The sequence below is a fragment of the Streptomyces sp. NPDC027672 genome (assembly GCF_055566335.1).
This window is the reverse complement of sequence record NZ_JBVHSO010000012.1, coordinates 260,484-278,082: the sequence shown is the minus strand read 5'-3', so window position 1 is coordinate 278,082 and position 17,599 is coordinate 260,484. Positions and strand designations below refer to the sequence as shown.

Annotated in this window: 15 protein-coding genes; 11 read left to right on the top strand and 4 right to left on the bottom strand. The window is 72.1% G+C overall.

Annotated elements, in window-relative coordinates; all coding sequences use genetic code 11:
• Positions 1 to 215 precede the first annotated feature (215 nt).
• From ACZ4SV_RS27885 to ACZ4SV_RS27875, 3 genes are all read left to right on the top strand, one after another.
• On the top strand, positions 216 to 413 hold the full coding sequence (locus tag ACZ4SV_RS27885; protein ID WP_365871475.1) for a helix-turn-helix transcriptional regulator: 198 nt from the start codon (positions 216 to 218) through the stop codon (positions 411 to 413).
• 119 nt (positions 414 to 532) lie between these two features.
• Positions 533 to 772 carry a heavy-metal-associated domain-containing protein gene (locus tag ACZ4SV_RS27880; protein WP_468007331.1) on the top strand — a complete coding sequence of 80 codons (240 nt, stop codon included), beginning with the start codon at positions 533 to 535 and terminating at the stop codon, positions 770 to 772.
• An 88-nt stretch (positions 773 to 860) separates the two neighbouring features.
• Entirely contained in the window at positions 861 to 3,113 is a 2,253-nt protein-coding gene (locus tag ACZ4SV_RS27875) for a heavy metal translocating P-type ATPase (RefSeq protein WP_468007329.1), read from the top strand.
• 634 nt (positions 3,114 to 3,747) lie between these two features.
• Here ACZ4SV_RS27875 and ACZ4SV_RS27870 read toward each other — a convergent pair.
• Positions 3,748 to 5,037, bottom strand: coding sequence for a citrate synthase (locus tag ACZ4SV_RS27870; RefSeq protein ID WP_397939719.1), 1,290 nt, complete (start codon positions 5,035 to 5,037; stop codon positions 3,748 to 3,750).
• Between the two features lie 197 nt (positions 5,038 to 5,234).
• Positions 5,235 to 7,490, bottom strand: a complete 2,256-nt coding sequence (recD2, locus tag ACZ4SV_RS27865; protein ID WP_397947274.1) for an SF1B family DNA helicase RecD2 — start codon at positions 7,488 to 7,490, stop codon at positions 5,235 to 5,237.
• Positions 7,491 to 7,702: 212 nt separating this feature from the next.
• On the opposite strand from recD2, the gene ACZ4SV_RS27860 reads away from it, so the two are divergent.
• Positions 7,703 to 8,110, top strand: coding sequence for a hypothetical protein (locus ACZ4SV_RS27860; protein WP_468007327.1), 408 nt, complete (start codon positions 7,703 to 7,705; stop codon positions 8,108 to 8,110).
• A 713-nt stretch (positions 8,111 to 8,823) separates the two neighbouring features.
• Here the strand turns inward: ACZ4SV_RS27860 and ACZ4SV_RS27855 are convergent.
• Complete coding sequence (locus ACZ4SV_RS27855) at positions 8,824 to 9,207, bottom strand: MerR family transcriptional regulator (protein WP_468007326.1); 384 nt, start codon at positions 9,205 to 9,207, stop codon at positions 8,824 to 8,826.
• Between the two features lie 115 nt (positions 9,208 to 9,322).
• Here ACZ4SV_RS27855 and ACZ4SV_RS27850 point away from each other — a divergent pair, with 115 nt between their 5' ends.
• Positions 9,323 to 9,982 carry an SDR family NAD(P)-dependent oxidoreductase gene (locus ACZ4SV_RS27850; RefSeq protein ID WP_468007325.1) on the top strand — a complete coding sequence of 220 codons (660 nt, stop codon included), beginning with the start codon at positions 9,323 to 9,325 and terminating at the stop codon, positions 9,980 to 9,982.
• 29 nt (positions 9,983 to 10,011) lie between these two features.
• On the opposite strand, the gene ACZ4SV_RS27845 is transcribed toward ACZ4SV_RS27850, so the two are convergent.
• On the bottom strand, positions 10,012 to 10,254 hold the full coding sequence (locus ACZ4SV_RS27845) for a hypothetical protein (RefSeq protein WP_365871497.1): 243 nt from the start codon (positions 10,252 to 10,254) through the stop codon (positions 10,012 to 10,014).
• Positions 10,255 to 10,557: 303 nt separating this feature from the next.
• On the opposite strand from ACZ4SV_RS27845, the gene ACZ4SV_RS27840 reads away from it, so the two are divergent.
• From ACZ4SV_RS27840 to ACZ4SV_RS27815, 6 genes are all read left to right on the top strand, one after another.
• Entirely contained in the window at positions 10,558 to 11,346 is a 789-nt protein-coding gene (locus ACZ4SV_RS27840; protein ID WP_468007323.1) for a hypothetical protein, read from the top strand.
• Positions 11,347 to 11,578: 232 nt separating this feature from the next.
• Positions 11,579 to 12,487: a hypothetical protein gene (locus ACZ4SV_RS27835; protein WP_468007321.1), complete on the top strand. Its 909-nt coding sequence runs from the start codon at positions 11,579 to 11,581 to the stop codon at positions 12,485 to 12,487.
• A gap of 70 nt (positions 12,488 to 12,557) precedes the next feature.
• Positions 12,558 to 12,860: a hypothetical protein gene (locus ACZ4SV_RS27830; RefSeq protein ID WP_468007319.1), complete on the top strand. Its 303-nt coding sequence runs from the start codon at positions 12,558 to 12,560 to the stop codon at positions 12,858 to 12,860.
• Positions 12,861 to 13,062: 202 nt separating this feature from the next.
• A complete protein-coding gene (locus tag ACZ4SV_RS27825; protein ID WP_397939707.1) occupies positions 13,063 to 14,100 on the top strand; it encodes a LacI family DNA-binding transcriptional regulator in 1,038 nt (345 codons plus the stop codon).
• Positions 14,097 to 15,617 (top strand): sugar ABC transporter ATP-binding protein, encoded by a 1,521-nt coding sequence (locus ACZ4SV_RS27820; RefSeq protein WP_468007317.1) that lies wholly within the window; start codon positions 14,097 to 14,099, stop codon positions 15,615 to 15,617. Before ACZ4SV_RS27825 ends, ACZ4SV_RS27820 begins: the two co-directional genes overlap by 4 nt.
• Entirely contained in the window at positions 15,607 to 17,556 is a 1,950-nt protein-coding gene (locus tag ACZ4SV_RS27815) for an ABC transporter permease/substrate-binding protein (RefSeq protein ID WP_468007315.1), read from the top strand. Before ACZ4SV_RS27820 ends, ACZ4SV_RS27815 begins: the two co-directional genes overlap by 11 nt.
• Positions 17,557 to 17,599: the final 43 nt, after the last annotated feature.

Below are 17,599 nucleotides of genomic sequence, written 5' to 3'. Positions count from 1 at the left end.
GGTGCCACCCCTTCTCTCACGCTTGCCCCTTGTGACGGCTGTGTCACGAAAACCCGCGTTCCGTCACGTCTGTCACACCTGTATGGCGCTCCGGTCACATCCGGTCGACAGATCCCCTCCCCTGGTCACTGTGCGTCGCCCACCGGGCACAGGCTGGGTGATCACCGACACAGCGCCCCGGCCGCCGCCGCGGCGCGCGCAGGGAGGTGCCGTTCATGACCGACCGAAGGCTCTGGTCCTACAAGGACATCGCGGCGCACATCCGGGTGCAGCCGGACACCGTGCGCTCCTACCGCAAGCACGGGCTGCTGCCCGAGCCCGACCACGTGGAGGGCGGCAGACCCTACTGGTACGCCGACACCGTCCGCGCCTGGGCGGCCGCCCGCCCCGGCAACCGCGGACGCCGGGGCTGACCGGGCGACCCGGCCCGCGGGCCGTCGTTGGATAAGTACCCCCTGGGGGTATAGAGTGGAGAGGTCGGGCCACCTCCGGGTACCCGTCGACCCCACACGCCACGACGAGGAGTAACGACATGACCGGGCAGACCAGCACCCAGGGCACCGTCACCACCGTCTACAAGGTCACCGGCATGAGCTGTGGCCACTGCGAGGGCTCCGTCTCCGGCGAGATCTCCCAGCTCCCGGGCGTCACCTCGGTCAAGGCCGTCGCGTCGGCCGGCGAGGTGACCGTCGTCTCCGCCGCCCCGCTCGACGAGGAGGCCGTGCGCGCCGCCGTCGACGAGGCCGGCTTCGAACTGGCCGGCCAGGCCTGAGCAGGACCCCCGTCCCGTCCCCGACCGGGCCGTGCCGACCAGCTCATACTGGATCCGTACGGCCCGGTCCGATGTCTGGAGTCCGGACATGACCAGCACCACCGCCAGCACCGCGGCCGCGACCGGCGGCACCGAGCAGGTCGACCTGCTCATCGGCGGGATGACCTGCGCCTCCTGCGCCGCGCGGGTGGAGAAGAAGCTCAACCGCATGGACGGCGTGAGCGCCACCGTGAACTTCGCCACCGAGCGGGCCAAGGTCACCTTCGCCGACGGCGTCCGGGTCGCCGACCTGATCGCCACCGTGGAGAAGACCGGCTACACCGCCGAGGAACCCCCGCCGCCGCGGCCCGCGCCCGAGGCCGCGCCGGACACCCCGGAAGACGGCGCCGGACTCGGCGCCCTGCGGCAGCGGCTGCTCGTCTCCGCGCTGCTCGCCGCGCCCGTGGTCCTGCTCGCGATGATCCCCGCGCTGCAGTTCGACAACTGGCAGTGGCTCTCGCTCACCCTGGCCTCGCCGGTCGTCGTCTGGGGCGGCCGGCCCTTCCACCAGGCCGCCTGGACCAACCTCCGGCACGGCGCCGCCACCATGGACACCCTCGTCTCGGTCGGCACGCTGGCCGCGTTCGGCTGGTCGCTGTGGGCCCTGTTCTTCGGCGACGCGGGCGCCCGCGGCACGCACGACGCGTTCCGCCTCACCGTCTCCCGCATGGACGGCGCCTCCACCCTGTACCTGGAGGTCGCCGCCGGGGTCGTCGCGCTGATCCTGCTCGGCCGCTATCTGGAGGCCCGCTCCAAGCGCCGCGCCGGCGCCGCCCTGCGGGCCCTGATGGAGCTGGGCGCCAAGGACGTGGCGGTGCTGCGCGCGGGCCGCGAGGTGCGCGTGCCGGTGTCGTCCCTGGCCGTCGGCGACCGGTTCGTCGTCCGGCCCGGCGAGAAGATCGCCACCGACGGCACGGTCGTGGAGGGCATCTCCGCGGTGGACACCTCCCTGCTGACCGGCGAGTCGGTGCCGGTCGACGTCGGCCCCGGCGACCGGGTCACCGGCGCCACGGTCAACGCCGGCGGCCGGCTGGTCGTCGAGGCCGCCCGGGTCGGCGCGGACACCCAGCTCGCCCGGATGGCGAAGCTGGTGGAGGACGCGCAGAACGGCAAGGCCGAGGTGCAGCGGCTCGCCGACCGGATCTCCGCCGTCTTCGTGCCGGTGGTCATCCTCATCGCGCTCGGCACCTTCGGCGTCTGGCTGGGCGTCACCGGCGACACCGGCGCCGCGTTCACGGCCGCCGTCGCCGTGCTGATCATCGCCTGCCCGTGCGCACTGGGCCTGGCCACGCCGACCGCGCTGATGGTCGGCACCGGGCGCGGCGCCCAGCTCGGCATCCTGATCAAGGGCCCGGAAGTGCTGGAGTCCACCCGCCGCGTGGACACGGTCGTCCTCGACAAGACCGGCACGGTGACCACCGGCCGGATGAGCCTGCAAGCGGTGTACGTTGCCGACGGCGAGGACGAGAAGGAGCTGCTGCGGCTCGCCGGCGCCCTGGAGCACGCCTCCGAGCATCCGGTGGCCCGCGCGATCGCCGCCGGCGCCGAGGAGCGGGCCGGGGCCCTGCCCGCGGTCGAGCACTTCGAGAACGTGCCCGGACGGGGCGTACGCGGGCGCGTGAACGGCCGTGAGGTGGCCGTGGGGCGTCTGTACGACGAGCTGCCCGAGGAGGTGGCCCGCGCGGCGCGCGCGGCCGAGCGGGAGGGCCGTACGGCCGTCGTGGCGGGCTGGGACGGGCGGGCCCGCGGGGTCCTCGCCGTCGCCGACACGGTGAAGGAGACCAGCGCCGAGGCGGTCCGCGAGCTGCGCCGGCTGGGCCTGACGCCGGTGCTGCTCACCGGGGACAACCGCACGGTCGCCGAGGCCGTCGCCCGGAGCGTCGGCATCGACGCCGCGCAGGTGTTCGCCGAGGTGCTGCCCGAGGACAAGGTGGACGTCGTACGGCGGCTGCAGGGCGAGGGGCGGGCCGTGGCGATGGTCGGCGACGGGGTGAACGACGCCGCCGCGCTCGCCACCGCCGACCTGGGCCTGGCCATGGGCACCGGCACGGACGCGGCGATCGAGGCCGGTGACCTGACGCTGGTCCGCGGCGACCTGCGGGTGGCCGCGGACGCGATCCGGCTGTCCCGCCGCACGCTGGCCACCATCAAGGGCAATCTGGTCTGGGCCTTCGGCTACAACGTCGCCGCGCTGCCGCTGGCCGCCGCCGGACTGCTCAACCCGATGATCGCCGGGGCGGCGATGGCCTTCTCCTCGGTCTTCGTGGTGACCAACAGCCTGCGGCTGCGGACCTTCCGGTGAGATCCGCGATTACCGGGACGGATCTTCCGTCACCCCTGGAGTCCGGCGCGCGCCTCACATAAGCTCTTCACAAGGCTCGCGCATCATCCTTACGCTTGGGTCCCGATTTCGCTATCGGGGCTCTTGCGTACGTAAGGGACATATGCAAGAGACGCACATCACAGTGATGCGAACGTAACCATCGAAGGGGTTCGAAGGTCTAAGTTGGCGATGTCAGACCAGCGTCTTGGGGGGCGCTGACTGGCTTCCGGGGATGTCTTGGGGGACTTTCCCGGATGGGGGTACCCCTCCTGCCCGGCCGTGAGGCGCGGGCCTGAGGGAGCGTTGCCGGGGCACGTACACCGGGTAGCTTTGAGCGGCCCTCCCAGCGTGCGCTGTCCCGGCAGATCGCACCGCATCACTGGAGCACGGCGGGTTCCGCCCGCCTGTGCTCAGACAGCGAATTCAGGCGCTGTCCTCTCCAAGCGCCCGGCCGGATCCCGTGGGGGGAATCCGCACCGGGACATGGGAAGGCGCCCTGGTCGCCGGCCCGTGGGGGGACCGGCGACTCGGGGCGCCTTCCGCTTTTCTTCCGCTCTGTTCACCGCCCGCTCGGGGCCCGTCCGGACGGACAGGCCCCCCGCGTCCGGTGGGTTCAGCGCTCCTCGACCGGCACGAAGTCGCGCTCGACCACACCCGTGTAGATCTGGCGCGGACGGCCGATGCGGGAGCCGGGCTCCTTGATCATCTCGGTCCACTGGGCGATCCAGCCGGGCAGCCGGCCCAGGGCGAACAGGACCGTGAACATCTCGGTCGGGAAGCCCATGGCCCGGTAGATCAGACCGGTGTAGAAGTCGACGTTCGGGTAGAGCTTGCGCTCGACGAAGTAGTCGTCGGACAGCGCGTGCTCCTCCAGCTTCAGGGCGATGTCGAGGAGCTCGTCCTCCTTGCCCAGCGCGGAGAGGACGTCGTGCGCGGCCGCCTTGATGATCTTGGCGCGCGGGTCGAAGTTCTTGTAGACCCGGTGGCCGAAGCCCATCAGCCGGACGCCGTCCTCCTTGTTCTTCACCTTGCGGATGAAGGTGTCGACGTCGGAGCCGGAGTCGCGGATGCCCTCCAGCATCTCCAGCACCGACTGGTTGGCGCCGCCGTGCAGCGGGCCCCACAGCGCGTTGATGCCGGCCGAGATCGACGCGAACATGTTGGCCTGCGAGGAACCGACCAGACGGACCGTGGAGGTCGAACAGTTCTGCTCGTGGTCGGCGTGCAGGATGAGCAGCTTGTCCAGCGCGGACACCACGACCGGGTCCGGCTCGTACTCGTCGGCCGGCACCGAGAACGTCATGCGCAGGAAGTTCTCGACGTAGCCGAGGTCGTTGCGCGGGTAGACGAACGGGTGGCCGATCGACTTCTTGTACGCGTACGCGGCGATCGTCGGCAGCTTGGCGAGCAGCCGGATCGTGGACAGGTCGCGCTGCTTCTCGTCGAACGGGTTGTGGCTGTCCTGGTAGAAGGTGGACAGCGCCGAGACGACCGAGGACAGCATGGCCATCGGGTGCGCGTCGCGCGGGAAGCCCCGGTAGAAGTTCTTGACGTCCTCGTGCAGCAGCGTGTGCCGCGTGACGTCGTTCTTGAACGCCGTCAGCTGGTCGACGGTGGGCAGTTCGCCGTTGATGAGCAGGTACGCCACCTCAAGGAAGGTGGAGCGCTCGGCGAGCTGCTCGATGGGGTAACCGCGGTAACGGAGGATGCCCGCCTCGCCGTCGAGGTAGGTGACCGCGGATTTGTAGGCGGCCGTGTTGCCGTACCCGCTGTCCAGGGTCACCAGACCGGTCTGGGCGCGGAGCTTCCCGATGTCGAAGCCCTTGTCGCCGACGGTGCTGTCGACCACCGGGTAGGTGTACTCGCCGTCGCCGTACCGCAGTACTACAGAGTTGTCGCTCACGTCTTCCCTCACCGACGTAGTGCCTCATCTTCGAGGTGCCCTGACTGTCTCTACCATCCCCCATTTGGCTCAGGAGAGTGCACTCGGGGTCGACCATTGGGCCTATTGGCGGCACTCAGTGCCGCCAACCTGCTCATCCTGCCCCCTTGCGGGGCCGTCGGGAAGTGCTCTGTGACCTTCACGACTCATTTGATCGATCATTTCCCGCCGAGCCGGTAATCCAGGGCCGTACAGCGCCGTCCGGCCGACACCGTGCGCACCGCCTGCCCGATCGCCTTGCGTGAACCGACGAGGACGACCAGGCGTTTGGCCCGGGTGACCGCCGTGTACAGCAGGTTCCGCTGGAGCATCATCCATGCCCCCGTCGTGACGGGAATCACCACCGCGGGATACTCGCTGCCCTGGGAGCGGTGGATGGTCACCGCGTACGCGTGGGCCAGTTCGTCCAGTTCGTCGAATTCGTACGGCACCTCCTCGTCCTCGTCCGTCAGCACCGTCAGCCGCTGGTCGACCGGATCGAGCGAGGTGACGACACCCACGGTGCCGTTGAAGACACCGTTCTTCCCTTTTTCGTAATTGTTCCTGATCTGGGTGACCTTGTCGCCGACGCGGAAGACCCGGCCGCCGAACCGCTTCTCCGCCAGATCGGGCCGGCCGGGCGTGATGGCCTGCTGGAGCAGCCCGTTGAGCGCGCCGGCGCCCGCCGGGCCCCGGTGCATCGGCGCGAGCACCTGTACGTCCCGGCGCGGGTCCAGCCCGAACCTGGCGGGAATCCGCCGTGCGGCCACGTCGACGGTGAGCCGTCCGGCGGCCTCGGTGTCGTCCTCGACGAAGAGGAAGAAGTCCTTCAGCCCGTCGGTGAGCGGATGCAGGCCCGCGTTGATGCGGTGCGCGTTGGTGACCACCCCGGACTGCTGGGCCTGCCGGAAGACCCGGGTGAGCCGCACGGCCGGGACCGGACCGCCGTCGGCGAGCAGGTCCCGCAGCACCTCCCCGGCGCCCACGCTCGGCAACTGGTCCACGTCCCCGACGAACAGCAGGTGCGCTCCGGGAGGCACGGCCTTCACCAGCTTGTTGGCGAGCAGCAGGTCCAGCATGGACGCCTCGTCCACGACCACCAGGTCGGCGTCGAGCGGCCGGTCCCGGTCGTACGCCGCGTCACCGCCGGGCTTCAGCTCCAGCAGCCGGTGCACGGTGGAGGCCTCCGCACCCGTCAGCTCCGCCAGCCGCTTGGCCGCGCGGCCGGTCGGGGCGGCCAGCACCACCTTGGCGCGCCGGGCCCGGGCCAGCTCCACGATCGAGCGGACGGTGAACGACTTGCCGCAGCCCGGACCGCCGGTGAGCACGGCGACCTTCTCGGTCAGCGCCAGCCTGACCGCCGCCTCCTGCTCGGGCGCGAGGTCGGCGCCGGTGCGCGACCTCAGCCAGCCCAGCGCCTTGGCCCAGTCCACGTCCCGGAACCCCGGCATGCGGTCCTCGTCCGTGCGCAGCAGCCGCAGCACCTGGGCGGACAGGGACAGTTCCGCGCGGTGGAAGGGCACCAGATACACGGCGCTGACCGGCTCCCCGGCGCCGTCGGGCCCGGGCACCTTCTCCCGTACGACACCGGGATCGGCGCCGTCCTCCGGGGGCCGGGACAGCTCGGCGAGGCACTCGATGACGAGCCCGGTGTCGACCTGGAGCAGCTTGACGGCGTCGGCGATCAGCCGCTCCTCCGGCAGGTAGCAGTGCCCCTGGTCGGCGGACTGCGACAGCGCGTACTGGAGGCCGGCCTGCACCCGCGCCGGGCTGTCGTGCGGGATGCCGACCGACTGGGCGATCTTGTCGGCGGTGAGGAAGCCGATGCCCCACACGTCGGCGGCGAGCCGGTACGGCTGCTCCCTGACGACGGAGATGGACGCGTCGCCGTACTTCTTGTAGATCCGCACGGCGATCGACGTCGACACCTCGACGGTCTGGAGGAAGAGCATGACCTCCTTGATCGCCTTCTGCTCCTCCCAGGCGTCGGCGATCTTCTTCGTCCGCTTCGGGCCGAGCCCCGGCACCTCGATCAGCCGCTTCGGCTCCTCCTCGATGATCCGGAGCGTGTCCACGCCGAAGTGCTGCGTGATCCGGTCGGCGAAGACCGGCCCGATGCCCTTGACCAGCCCGGAGCCCAGATAGCGGCGGATGCCCTGGACGGTGGCCGGCAGGACGGTCGTGTAGTTCTCGACGTGGAACTGCTTGCCGTACTGCGGGTGGGAGCCCCAGCGGCCCTCCATGCGCAGGGACTCGCCCGCCTGGGCGCCGAGCAGCGCGCCGACGACCGTGAGCAGGTCCCCGCCGCCCCTTCCGGTGTCGACCCGGGCGACCGTGTAGCCGTTCTCCTCGTTGGCGTACGTGATTCTCTCCAGCACGCCTTCGAGCACGGCGAGGTGCCGTTCGCCCGGGGAGTTCCCCGCCTGTCGAGCCATGATCCGACGGTACCGGTGGGGTACGACAGCCGTCGCGGGCAGCCGGTCGCGGGCGCCGCTTCCGGTGCCTTTCACGCTCCGGAAGCGGGCTGAAAGCGCGCTGAGGCCGCGGTGAAACCGGGCGGGCGCAGGCTCTGGTCCAGCAGCCGGAAGACAGGCGGCGCGGGTCCCGGCCGGGGCCCGCGAGGAACCCGACCGAGGAGTACACCACCATGTCCGTCACCCTCACCGACCAGGACAAGCAGACCCTGCGGACCGCCGCGTACGGCGCGGTCTCGCTGCTGGCCGCCGCCGACGCGGCCGGCTCGCCGCACCGGGCCGCCACCCGGGGCAGTATCGCGCTGGCGTCCGCGACCGGCCCGGTCGGCCATGTGCTCGCCGAGAAGACCCGGATCACCGGCCTGAACGGCTCGTCGGTCGCGGAACTGGCCGACCGGGTGCTGCCGGCGCTGACCGAGGCCATGCGCCTGCTCGGCCGACAGGACCCGGCGCAGGCCGCCGACTTCCGCGACACCGTCCTCGTCGCCGTCGACACGGCCGCACGCTCCGGCCGCGGCGAGCCCGGCCCGGCCGTGACCGCCATGACCCGAAAGATCACGGAGGCCCTCGACACGGCCTGACGACCACGGACCGCCGGCCACCGGCCGAACCGCGTCGGTGGGGGTGCGTGGATCTGCGGGTGCCTGGATCTGCGGGTGCCTGGATCTGCGGGCGGGCGGCTCCGGGCGGGTGGCCCGGGCGTGGCTCCGAGTGGGCGCCTGCGGGTAGTCGGCCCCAGGCGGACTGCCTCCAGGCGGGTGGCCCCGGGCGGGGCTCGCGGGCGGGTGGCTCCCGGCGGGTGGCCGCAAGCGGGTGACTCCGGGCGGGCGGCTCCGAGCGAGCGGCTCCGGACGGGCGGCCTCGACCGGGTGCCTCCGGACGGGCGGCTCCAGGCAGGCGCCCCCGCACGGGCGACCCCGAGTGGGCGCCTACAGGCAGGCGGCCCCAGGCGGGCGGCCCCGGCGAGTGGCTCCGAGCGGGCGCCTGCGGGCAGGCGGCCCCGCACGGGCGACCCCAGGCAGGCGCCCCCAGACGGACGGCCCCGGACGGAGGCTCGCGGGCGGGCGGCTCCCGGCGGGCGCCCCGGACGGGCGGCCACAGGCGGATGTCCCCGGGCGGGCGGCTCCCAACGGGTGCCTCCGAACGAGCGGCTCCGAGCGGGCGACCACAGGCGGGTGACCCCGGACAGGCGGCCACAGGCAGGCGGCCCCAGGCAGGCGGCCCCGGGCAGGCCGCCCCCGGGCCGGCGTCCGTTTCGTGGGTGGCTCGGGTCAGTGGTGGGCCGGTGGTGGGCTCAGGGGTGTTCGCCGGGAGCGGCCGGGGGTGGCGGGGGCGGGGTCAGGAGGGTGTCCAGGGCGCGCTGGGCGGCGCGGAGTTGGGTGATCGTGGCCTCCATCCGGACGTGCTCCTGGCGCAGGCGGTCGAGCACGCCGGGGCACCCGGTGGTGACGAGCCGTTCGCCGTCGTCGTGGACGCAGTGCAGGATGCGCCCGATGACCGCGGTCGGCAGGCCCGCCGCGAGCAGCGCGCGGATGCGCCCGACCGTGGCGACGTCCGTCTCGGCGTACGCGCGGTAGCCGTTGGGCCGCCGGACCGGCCGGAGCAGGCCCTGTTCCTCGTAGTAGCGCAGCAGCCGCGGGCTCACCCCGGTCGCGTCCGCCAAGGCTCCGATCCGCATGTGCCCTCCCGCCCGGCCCGCCGGGAACGGGCCCGCCGCCGACCGGAGTTGACCTTCACACCGATGAGAGACTCTAGTCTTCCGTCGCCGGATCGACGACGACGAAGGAGCACCCATGCCGGGAGCAGTGATCATCGGAGCGGGACCGGGAATCGGCCGGTCGGTAGCCCGCCGCTTCGCGCGCGAGGGCCTGCCGGTCGCACTGGTGGCCCGGTCCCGGAAGACCCTGGAGGTGACGGCCGCCGCCCTCGCGCCCGCCGGCGTGCCGGTCCTGTCGCTGACGGCCGACAGCACGGACGCGGCGGCCCTCGGTGCCGCGCTGGACACCGTGATCGCGGAGACCGGCCTGCCGGACGTCGTGGTCTACAACGCGGCCCTCATCCGCCCGGACACGCTCGGCGAGCTGTCCGTGGCCCAGCACCTGGAGGCGTGGTCGGTGAACGTGGCCGGCGCGATCACGGCGGCGGCGCACGTCCTGCCGGCGATGGCCGCGCGCGGCAGCGGCACCTTCCTCGTCACCGGCGGGATGCCCCGGCCGAAGCCGCGGTACGTCAGCCTCTCCCTGGGCAAGGCCGGCGTACGGACCCTGGTGGACCTGCTGGACCAGGAGTACGGCCCGGCCGGCGTGCACGCGGCGAGCGTCACCATCGACGGTCCGGTGGCCCCCGGGACGCCCTTCGACCCGGACGTCATCGCCGAGCACTACTGGCGGCTGCACACCCAGCCGCGCGAGGAGTGGGAACAGGAGGTCGTCCACACCGCCGGGACGGGCTGACGGCGGGCCCGGGACGCGTCCCGCCCGCTTCAGCCGGCCTTCTTCTGGGCCTTGTCGCCGGGGGACAGGAACGACATCACGCGCCGGAGCAGCGCGCCTCGCTGTTCACGGCCCGTGTCGCTGAGGCTGGCCCGTACGCTTTCGAAGTCGAAGGAGCGGAGCGCCGTGGCCTTCCGCTCCATGTACTCGGCCGGGTCTCTCTCGAACTCCCGGACCGCCGGGTCCGTGTCTAAGACGACCCCGCTCCACACCTCACTGTGCGCAGCACTCATGCTGGCGTTCCCCCCCGGGTTCGACTCGGAGGACGGGTGGCTCCCGCCGTTCTGGGTCGGCATGCGCCCTCCAAGCGTTGACGGTACAGTCTCGGCTGATGGCTTGTCAGCCTCAACCCGACGGTATGGCCTACGGATTGGCCGTCGGTTCGGCTCAACAAGCTGACATCGTCCCTGAACGAGCCGTCTGCTCGACGGTCACGATCCGGACACCTTCCGTCACCGTATTGATACCCGGTGACACAGTCCCCGAAACGGCGGAAGCACCCACATGGCCTAACTGCGCGTGTAGGCTCCGTCGCTATGTCCTCGAGTGGATTACGGGTCGGCTGGGGCACGGCGACGATGGGCTCCCTGAGCGTCGTCACCTACGTAGCGCCGATCGTCCTCGGTCTCGGCCTGAAACTGCCGATATGGACAGCCATGGCGATCATGGCTGTCGGCGTGGTGGCCACGGTGGCCACCGTCATCATGTCCCGGCGGGAGGCGACGGCCGCCCGGCGCGACCTGGTCACCGCCGAGCAGGCCGCGAAGGTCGCCGCCGAGCGCGCCCGCGGCGCCATGGAAGACGTGCTCACGGTGCTGGTCCACCACATCGGCGAGATCGTCAGCGCGAACAGCAAGAGCGCGCGCAGTCCGCTACAGCAGCAGATGAAGCAGGCCATCGTCTCCCTCACGGCCAAGCTCATCGGGCCGGAGAACACCCGCGCCTGCGTCCTGGAGATCGACCCGGCGTCCGCGGGCACCGGCGTCCGGGAGATGAAGTGCCTGGCCGGCCTGTGGGTGGGCCGGGCGGAGGCACCGCGGACGGTGTTCCGCGAGGACCAGGCGCGCGGGGCGTCCCTGCTCAAGCTGATGGACGACCGCAAGAGCACGTTCGTCGAGAACGTCGACGCGCTGGCCCCGGAACTCCGCCCCGAGACGGACTCGTACAAGACCTACATCACCGCCACCATCACGGCCGCCGGCAAGGACGCGTTCGGCGTCCTGTGCGTGGACGCGCCCAGCCCCGGGGACCTCCGCAAGGGGGACATCCGCCTGGTGGAGGTCCTGGCCCGCCTGCTGGGCGCGGCCCTCGCGGTCCGCCGCTGAGATCCCCCGGCGGCCGGGCGTACGGCCGCCGGACCCGGCACTCCTCCCACCGGCCGCACACGCCGGTCCACCGCCCCAGCCCGGGCGCCGGGCGCGGTAGGCCGCGAGACGACACGGCAGCTTCCCGCTCCCACCCGTAGACCGGGTCCGGTCCGGTGGAACCGTGACACGCACGGGTGAGGCAACCTGCGGCGACCCGGCTCGTTGGGCCTGTCGTACGAAAGGAGAGCTGATGGTCGGCTCGTCGCACGAGGCGTTGCACCGGATCTTCCAGAAGGATCCGGCGCTGCTGACGCGGACGCTACAGCGGGTGCTGCACGTGCCCTTCCCGGAGCCCCGGGAGATCGCGGCGCTGAACGTGGACCTGACGGAGATCGAGCCCGTCGAACGCCGGGTGGACACGTTGCTGCGGGCGGAGACCGACGAGGGCACGTATCTCCTCGTGGTCGAGTCGCAGGGGAAGACGGACGACCGCAAACGGGGCAGCTGGCCCTACTACTTGTCGTACCTGTACGAGAAGTACCGCTGTGAGCCTGTGCTCATCGTCATCACCCAGAGCAGTGCCACGGCGAAATGGGCCTCACAGCCGATCCGGCTCGGCTTTCCGGGATGGGAGTCGCTGACCGTGCGTCCGCTGGTACTGGGCCCGGACAACGTGCCGGTGATCACGGAAGAGCGGCAGGCGGAACGGGACGTCCCCCTCGCGGTGCTCTCGGCCATGACACACGGGCGTGGCCCGCAGGCCCCGGCCATACTGGAGTCCCTGGCTTCCGCCCTGCGGACCATCGACTCCGACAGTGCCGCGGTCTTCGTGCAGTTCGTCGACTCATGCCTGGCCGACCCCCAGGCGAAGCAGATGTGGAGGGATCTGATGACGGCGATCCAGTACTTCTGGCGACACCCGCTGGCTGAACAGGTGCGCCAGGAAGGGCGCGAAGAAGGGCGCGAGGAAGGGCTGCGGCAAGGCCAGGTCGCGACCATGGCCGCGATGATCCTGCGTTTCCTGGAGTCGCGCGGCATCCCGGTGTCCGCAGACGTCCGTGAGCGCGTCGAAGCGTCCAGGGACCTCGACGAACTGGAGCTCTGGGCCGACCGAGCCGCCCACGCCACCCAGGCCACCGACCTGTTCACCGGCGAGTGAGCAGGCGGCCGCCAGGCTCACGTCCCCGGGCCGCCCCGGACACGCAGTTCTTCGACTCAAGGACCTCACGATGCCGATCCAGTACTTCTGGCGACACCCGCTGGCTGAACAGGTACGCGAGGAAGGACGGCAGCAGGGCCGGAAGGAAGCCCTGGAGTACTGGCGGGAGCAAGGCTGGCGAAAAGGCTTTGAGCAAGGCCGGCTCGAGATCATGCCCCTGATGATCCTGCGCATCCTGGAGTGGCGCGGCATCCCCGTGCCCGCACACGTCCGCGAGCGTGTCGAGGCGTCCAGGGACCTCGGTCAACTGGAGCTCTGGACCAAGCGGGCCGTCCACGCCGCCCAGGCCACCGACCTGTTCACCGGCCAGTGAGCAGGCGGCCGCCGGACCGCTCGCCGGTCGGCTGAAGAGCGGCCCAGGGCGGGGCAGGTCGGATCCTGTCCCGCCCCTCCTCGGTCACGATCCGGTTTCGGGATGCCGGGAGGGTCTTGCCGTAGCTCGTGTAATCGATTCCAATCCTTGTGGAGCGAGCGTGTAATCGATTCCACGCAGCCACGAGGAGGTGGAGCCGGCGATGGCGAGCATCAAGGACGTCGCCGCGGCGGCGGGCGTGTCCGTCGCCACGGTCTCGCGGGTTCTCAACGAGCACCCGTCCGTGAGCGCCGACGCACGCGCCCGCGTGCTGCGCGCCGTGGCGGCCCTGGGCTACCGGCCCAACGCCGTCGCCCGGTCCCTGCGGACCGACCAGACCCTGACCCTCGGCCTGGTCATCAGCGACGTGCTGAACCCGTACTTCACCGAGCTGGCCCGCTCGGTCGAGGAAGAGGCCCGGGCGCTCGGTTACAGCGTGATCATCGGCAACGCCGACGAGCGGCCCGAGCTGCAGGACCACCACGTGCGCAACCTGCTCGACCGGCGGATCGACGGCCTGCTGGTGTCGCCGACCGACGGCGGCTCGCCGCTGATGCTCGACGCCGCCCGGGCCGGGACCCCCATGGTGTTCGTGGACCGGTGGATCCCGGGCGTGGACGTGCCGGTGGTCCGGGCGGACGGGCGGGCGGCCGTACGGGATCTGGTGGCGCACCTGTACGGGCTCGGGCACCGGCGGCTCGCGATCATCGCCGGGCCCGCCGCGACCACGACCGGCAGCGAGCGCGTGGAGTCCTTCCGGGCCGCCCTCGCCGAGTACGGGCTGCCGCTCCCGGACGCCCTGATAGGCCAGGGCGACTTCCAGGCCGAGAGCGGGCGGCGGGTCACGGAGGGGTTCCTGGACCTGCCCGAGCCGCCGGAGGTCGTCTTCGCCGCCGACAACCTGATGGCGCTCGGCGCGCTGGACGCCGTACGCGCGCGCGGGCTGCGCGTGCCGGACGACATCGCGCTGGCCGCGTTCGACGACATCCCGTGGTTCGTGCACACCGACCCGCCGGTCACCGCCATCGCCCAGCCGACCGGCGAGCTGGGCCGGGCCGCCGTGCGGGCCCTGGTGGACCGGATCGAGGGGCGCACCCCGCGCTCCGTGACGCTGCCCGCCCGGCTCGTCGTGCGCCGCTCGTGCGGCGAGCCGCCCGGCCGCCCGCAGTCCCCCTCCCCAGTGCAAAGGAGCACGTCGTGAGCAACCCGGACGAGTTGCTGCGCATCGAGGGCATACGCAAGACCTTCCCCGGCGTGGTCGCGCTCGACGGCGTCGACTTCGATCTGCGCCGGGGCGAGGTCCATGTGCTGCTCGGTGAGAACGGCGCCGGCAAGAGCACGCTCATCAAGATGCTCTCCGGTGCCTACACCCCCGACGCCGGCCGGATCCTGGTCGGCGGCGAGGAGGTGCGCGTCCACGGGGCGCAGGACGCCGAACGGCTCGGGATCGCCACCATCTACCAGGAGTTCAACCTGGTGCCCGATCTGACCGTCGCCGAGAACATCTTCCTGGGGCGTCAGCCGCGCCGCTTCGGGATGATCGACCGCAAGCGGATGGAGGCCGAGGCCGCCACGCTGTTGCAGCGGGTCGGCGTCAGCGTCTCGCCGCGCGCGCGGGTGCGGGAACTCGGCATCGCGCGGCTCCAGATGGTGGAGATCGCCAAGGCGCTCAGCCTGGACGCGCGCGTGCTCATCATGGACGAGCCGACCGCCGTGCTCACCTCGGAGGAGGTGGACCGGCTCTTCGGGATCGTGCGGTCGCTGCGCGCGGACGGCGTGGGCGTCGTCTTCATCACCCACCATCTGGAGGAGATCGCCGCGCTGGGCGACCGGGTCACCGTGATCCGGGACGGCCGCAGTGTCGGGCAGGTGCCCGCCGCCACGCCCGAGGACGACCTGGTGCGGCTGATGGTGGGCCGCTCCATAGAGCAGCAGTACCCGCGGCAGCGGCCCGGGAAGGGCGAGCCGCTGCTGTCCGTGGAGGGGCTGACCCGGGACGGCGTCTTCCACGACGTGAGCTTCGAGGTGCACGCCGGGGAGGTCGTCGGCATCGCGGGGCTCGTGGGAGCCGGGCGGACGGAGGTGGCGCGGGCCGTCTTCGGCGCCGACCCGTACGACCGCGGTGCGGTGCGGGTCTCGGGTGCGGAGGTCAGGCGGCACGACGTGAACGCGGCCATGGCGGCCGGGATCGGCCTGGTGCCGGAGGACCGCAAGGGCCAGGGGCTCGTGCTGGACGCGTCCGTCGAGGAGAACCTCGGCCTGGTGACGCTGCGCGCCGCCACCCGGGCCGGACTCGTGGACCGCGCGGCGCAGCGCGCCGCCGCCGGGCGGATCGCCGGGCAGTTGGGCGTGCGCATGGCGGGCCTCGGCCAGCGGGTGCGCACCCTGTCCGGCGGCAACCAGCAGAAGGTCGTCATCGGCAAGTGGCTGCTGGCCGACACCAGGGTGCTGATCCTGGACGAGCCCACGCGCGGGATCGACGTCGGCGCCAAGGTCGAGATCTACCAGCTGATCAACGAACTCACCGCCGCCGGCGCCGCCGTCCTGATGATCTCCAGTGATCTGCCCGAGGTGCTCGGCATGAGCGACCGGGTGCTGGTGATGGCCCAGGGCCGGATCGCCGGCGAGCTGTCCGCCGGCCAGGCCACGCAGGACGCGGTGATGTCCCTCGCCGTCTCCACCCCCACCACCGAGAAGGAGGCCCCCCGTGGCCACTGACACGCTCAAGAGCCGGCCGGGCGCGAGTGGCGCCCCGGGGGCCCTGCGCAGACTGCTCCTGGACAACGGCGCGCTGACCGCGCTGATCGTCCTCCTGATCGCCCTGTCGGCGCTGTCCGGCGACTTCCTGACCACGGACAACCTGCTGAACATCGGTGTCCAGGCGGCCGTGACGGCGGTCCTCGCCTTCGGCGTGACGTTCGTGATCGTCTCCGCGGGCATCGACCTGTCCGTCGGCTCGGTGGCCGCGCTCTCGGCGACGGTGCTGGCCTGGAGCGCCACCTCGCACGGGGTGCCGGTGGCGCTCGCGGTGGTGCTGGCGGTCGCCACGGGCATCGCCGCCGGCCTGGTGAACGGCTTCCTCGTCGCCTACGGCAAGCTGCCGCCGTTCATCGCGACGCTGGCCATGCTGTCGGTGGGCCGCGGTCTGGCGCTGGTGATCTCGCAGGGCTCCCCCATCGCGCTGCCCGGCTCGGTCTCCCACCTCGGGGACACGCTCGGCGGCTGGCTTCCGGTGCCGGTGCTGGTCATGGTGGTGATGGGACTGCTCGCGGCGCTGGTGCTCGGGCGGACCTACATCGGGCGGTCCATGTACGCGATCGGCGGCAACGAGGAGGCCGCCCGGCTGTCCGGGCTGCGGGTGCAGCGGCAGAAGCTGGCGGTGTACGCGCTGTCCGGGCTGTTCGCCGCGGTGGCGGGCGTGGTGCTGGCCGCCCGGCTGTCCTCGGCGCAGCCGCAGGCCGCCGACGGCTACGAACTGGACGCGATCGCCGCGGTCGTCATCGGCGGTGCCTCGCTGGCGGGCGGCACCGGCAAGGCGTCCGGCACGCTGATCGGCGCGCTGATCCTGGCGGTGCTGCGCAACGGCCTCAACCTGCTGTCGGTGTCGGCGTTCTGGCAGCAGGTCGTCATCGGTGTCGTGATCGCGCTGGCGGTGCTGCTGGACACCGTGCGCCGCAAGGCCGGGGCGGTCCCGGTGGCGGCCGGCGCGGGCGGGCCGAAGGGCCGGCAGGCGGTGACGTACGCGCTCGCGGCCGTGGTCACCGTCGCCGTGGTCGGCGCGACCTCCCTGCTGCACGGCGGGGCCGCCGCGTCCGCGAACCCGCGGCTGGGGCTGTCCCTGTCGACGCTCAACAACCCGTTCTTCGTGCAGATCCGGGCCGGCGCCCAGGCCGAGGCGCGGAAGCGGGGCGTGGACCTGACCGTGACCGACGCCCAGAACGACGCCTCGCAGCAGGCCAACCAGCTCCAGAACTTCACCAGTTCCGGTCTGGACGCGATCGTCGTCAACCCGGTGGACTCGGACGCGGCGGGCAACACCGTCAAGGCCGCGGGTACGGCGGGCATCCCGGTGGTCGCCGTGGACCGGGGCGTCAACCACGCCTCCGTGGCCACCCTGGTGGCCTCCGACAACGTCGCCGGCGGTGAGCTGGCCGCGAAGACCATGGCCGAGAAGCTGGGCGGCTCCGGCCGGATCGTCATCCTCCAGGGCCAGGCGGGCACGTCGGCGGCCCGGGAGCGGGCGGCCGGGTTCGCCAAGGGACTCAAGGCCTATCCGGGCATCCGGGTGCTGGCCCAGCAGCCCGCCGACTTCGACCGCGCCAAGGGCCTGGACGTGATGTCGAACCTGCTCCAGGCCCACCCGGACGTGCAGGGCGTCGTCGCCGCCAACGACGAGATGGCCCTCGGCGCGATCAAGGCGCTCGGTGCCAAGGCCGGCCGGTCGGTGCAGGTGGTCGGCTTCGACGGCACCCCGGACGGTCTGAGCGCGGTCAAGGACGGCACGCTGTACGCGTCGGTCGCCCAGCAGCCGTCGCAGCTCGGCAGGATCGCCGTGGACAACGCCCTGAAGGCGGTCCGGGGCGGGAAGGTGGAGCCGACCGTGAAGGTGCCGGTGAAGGTGGTCACGAAGGACAACGTGGCCGGTTTCACCGGCTGACACGCCACGCCGGGCGGGCCGGCCCCCGGCAGCGGTGCCGGGG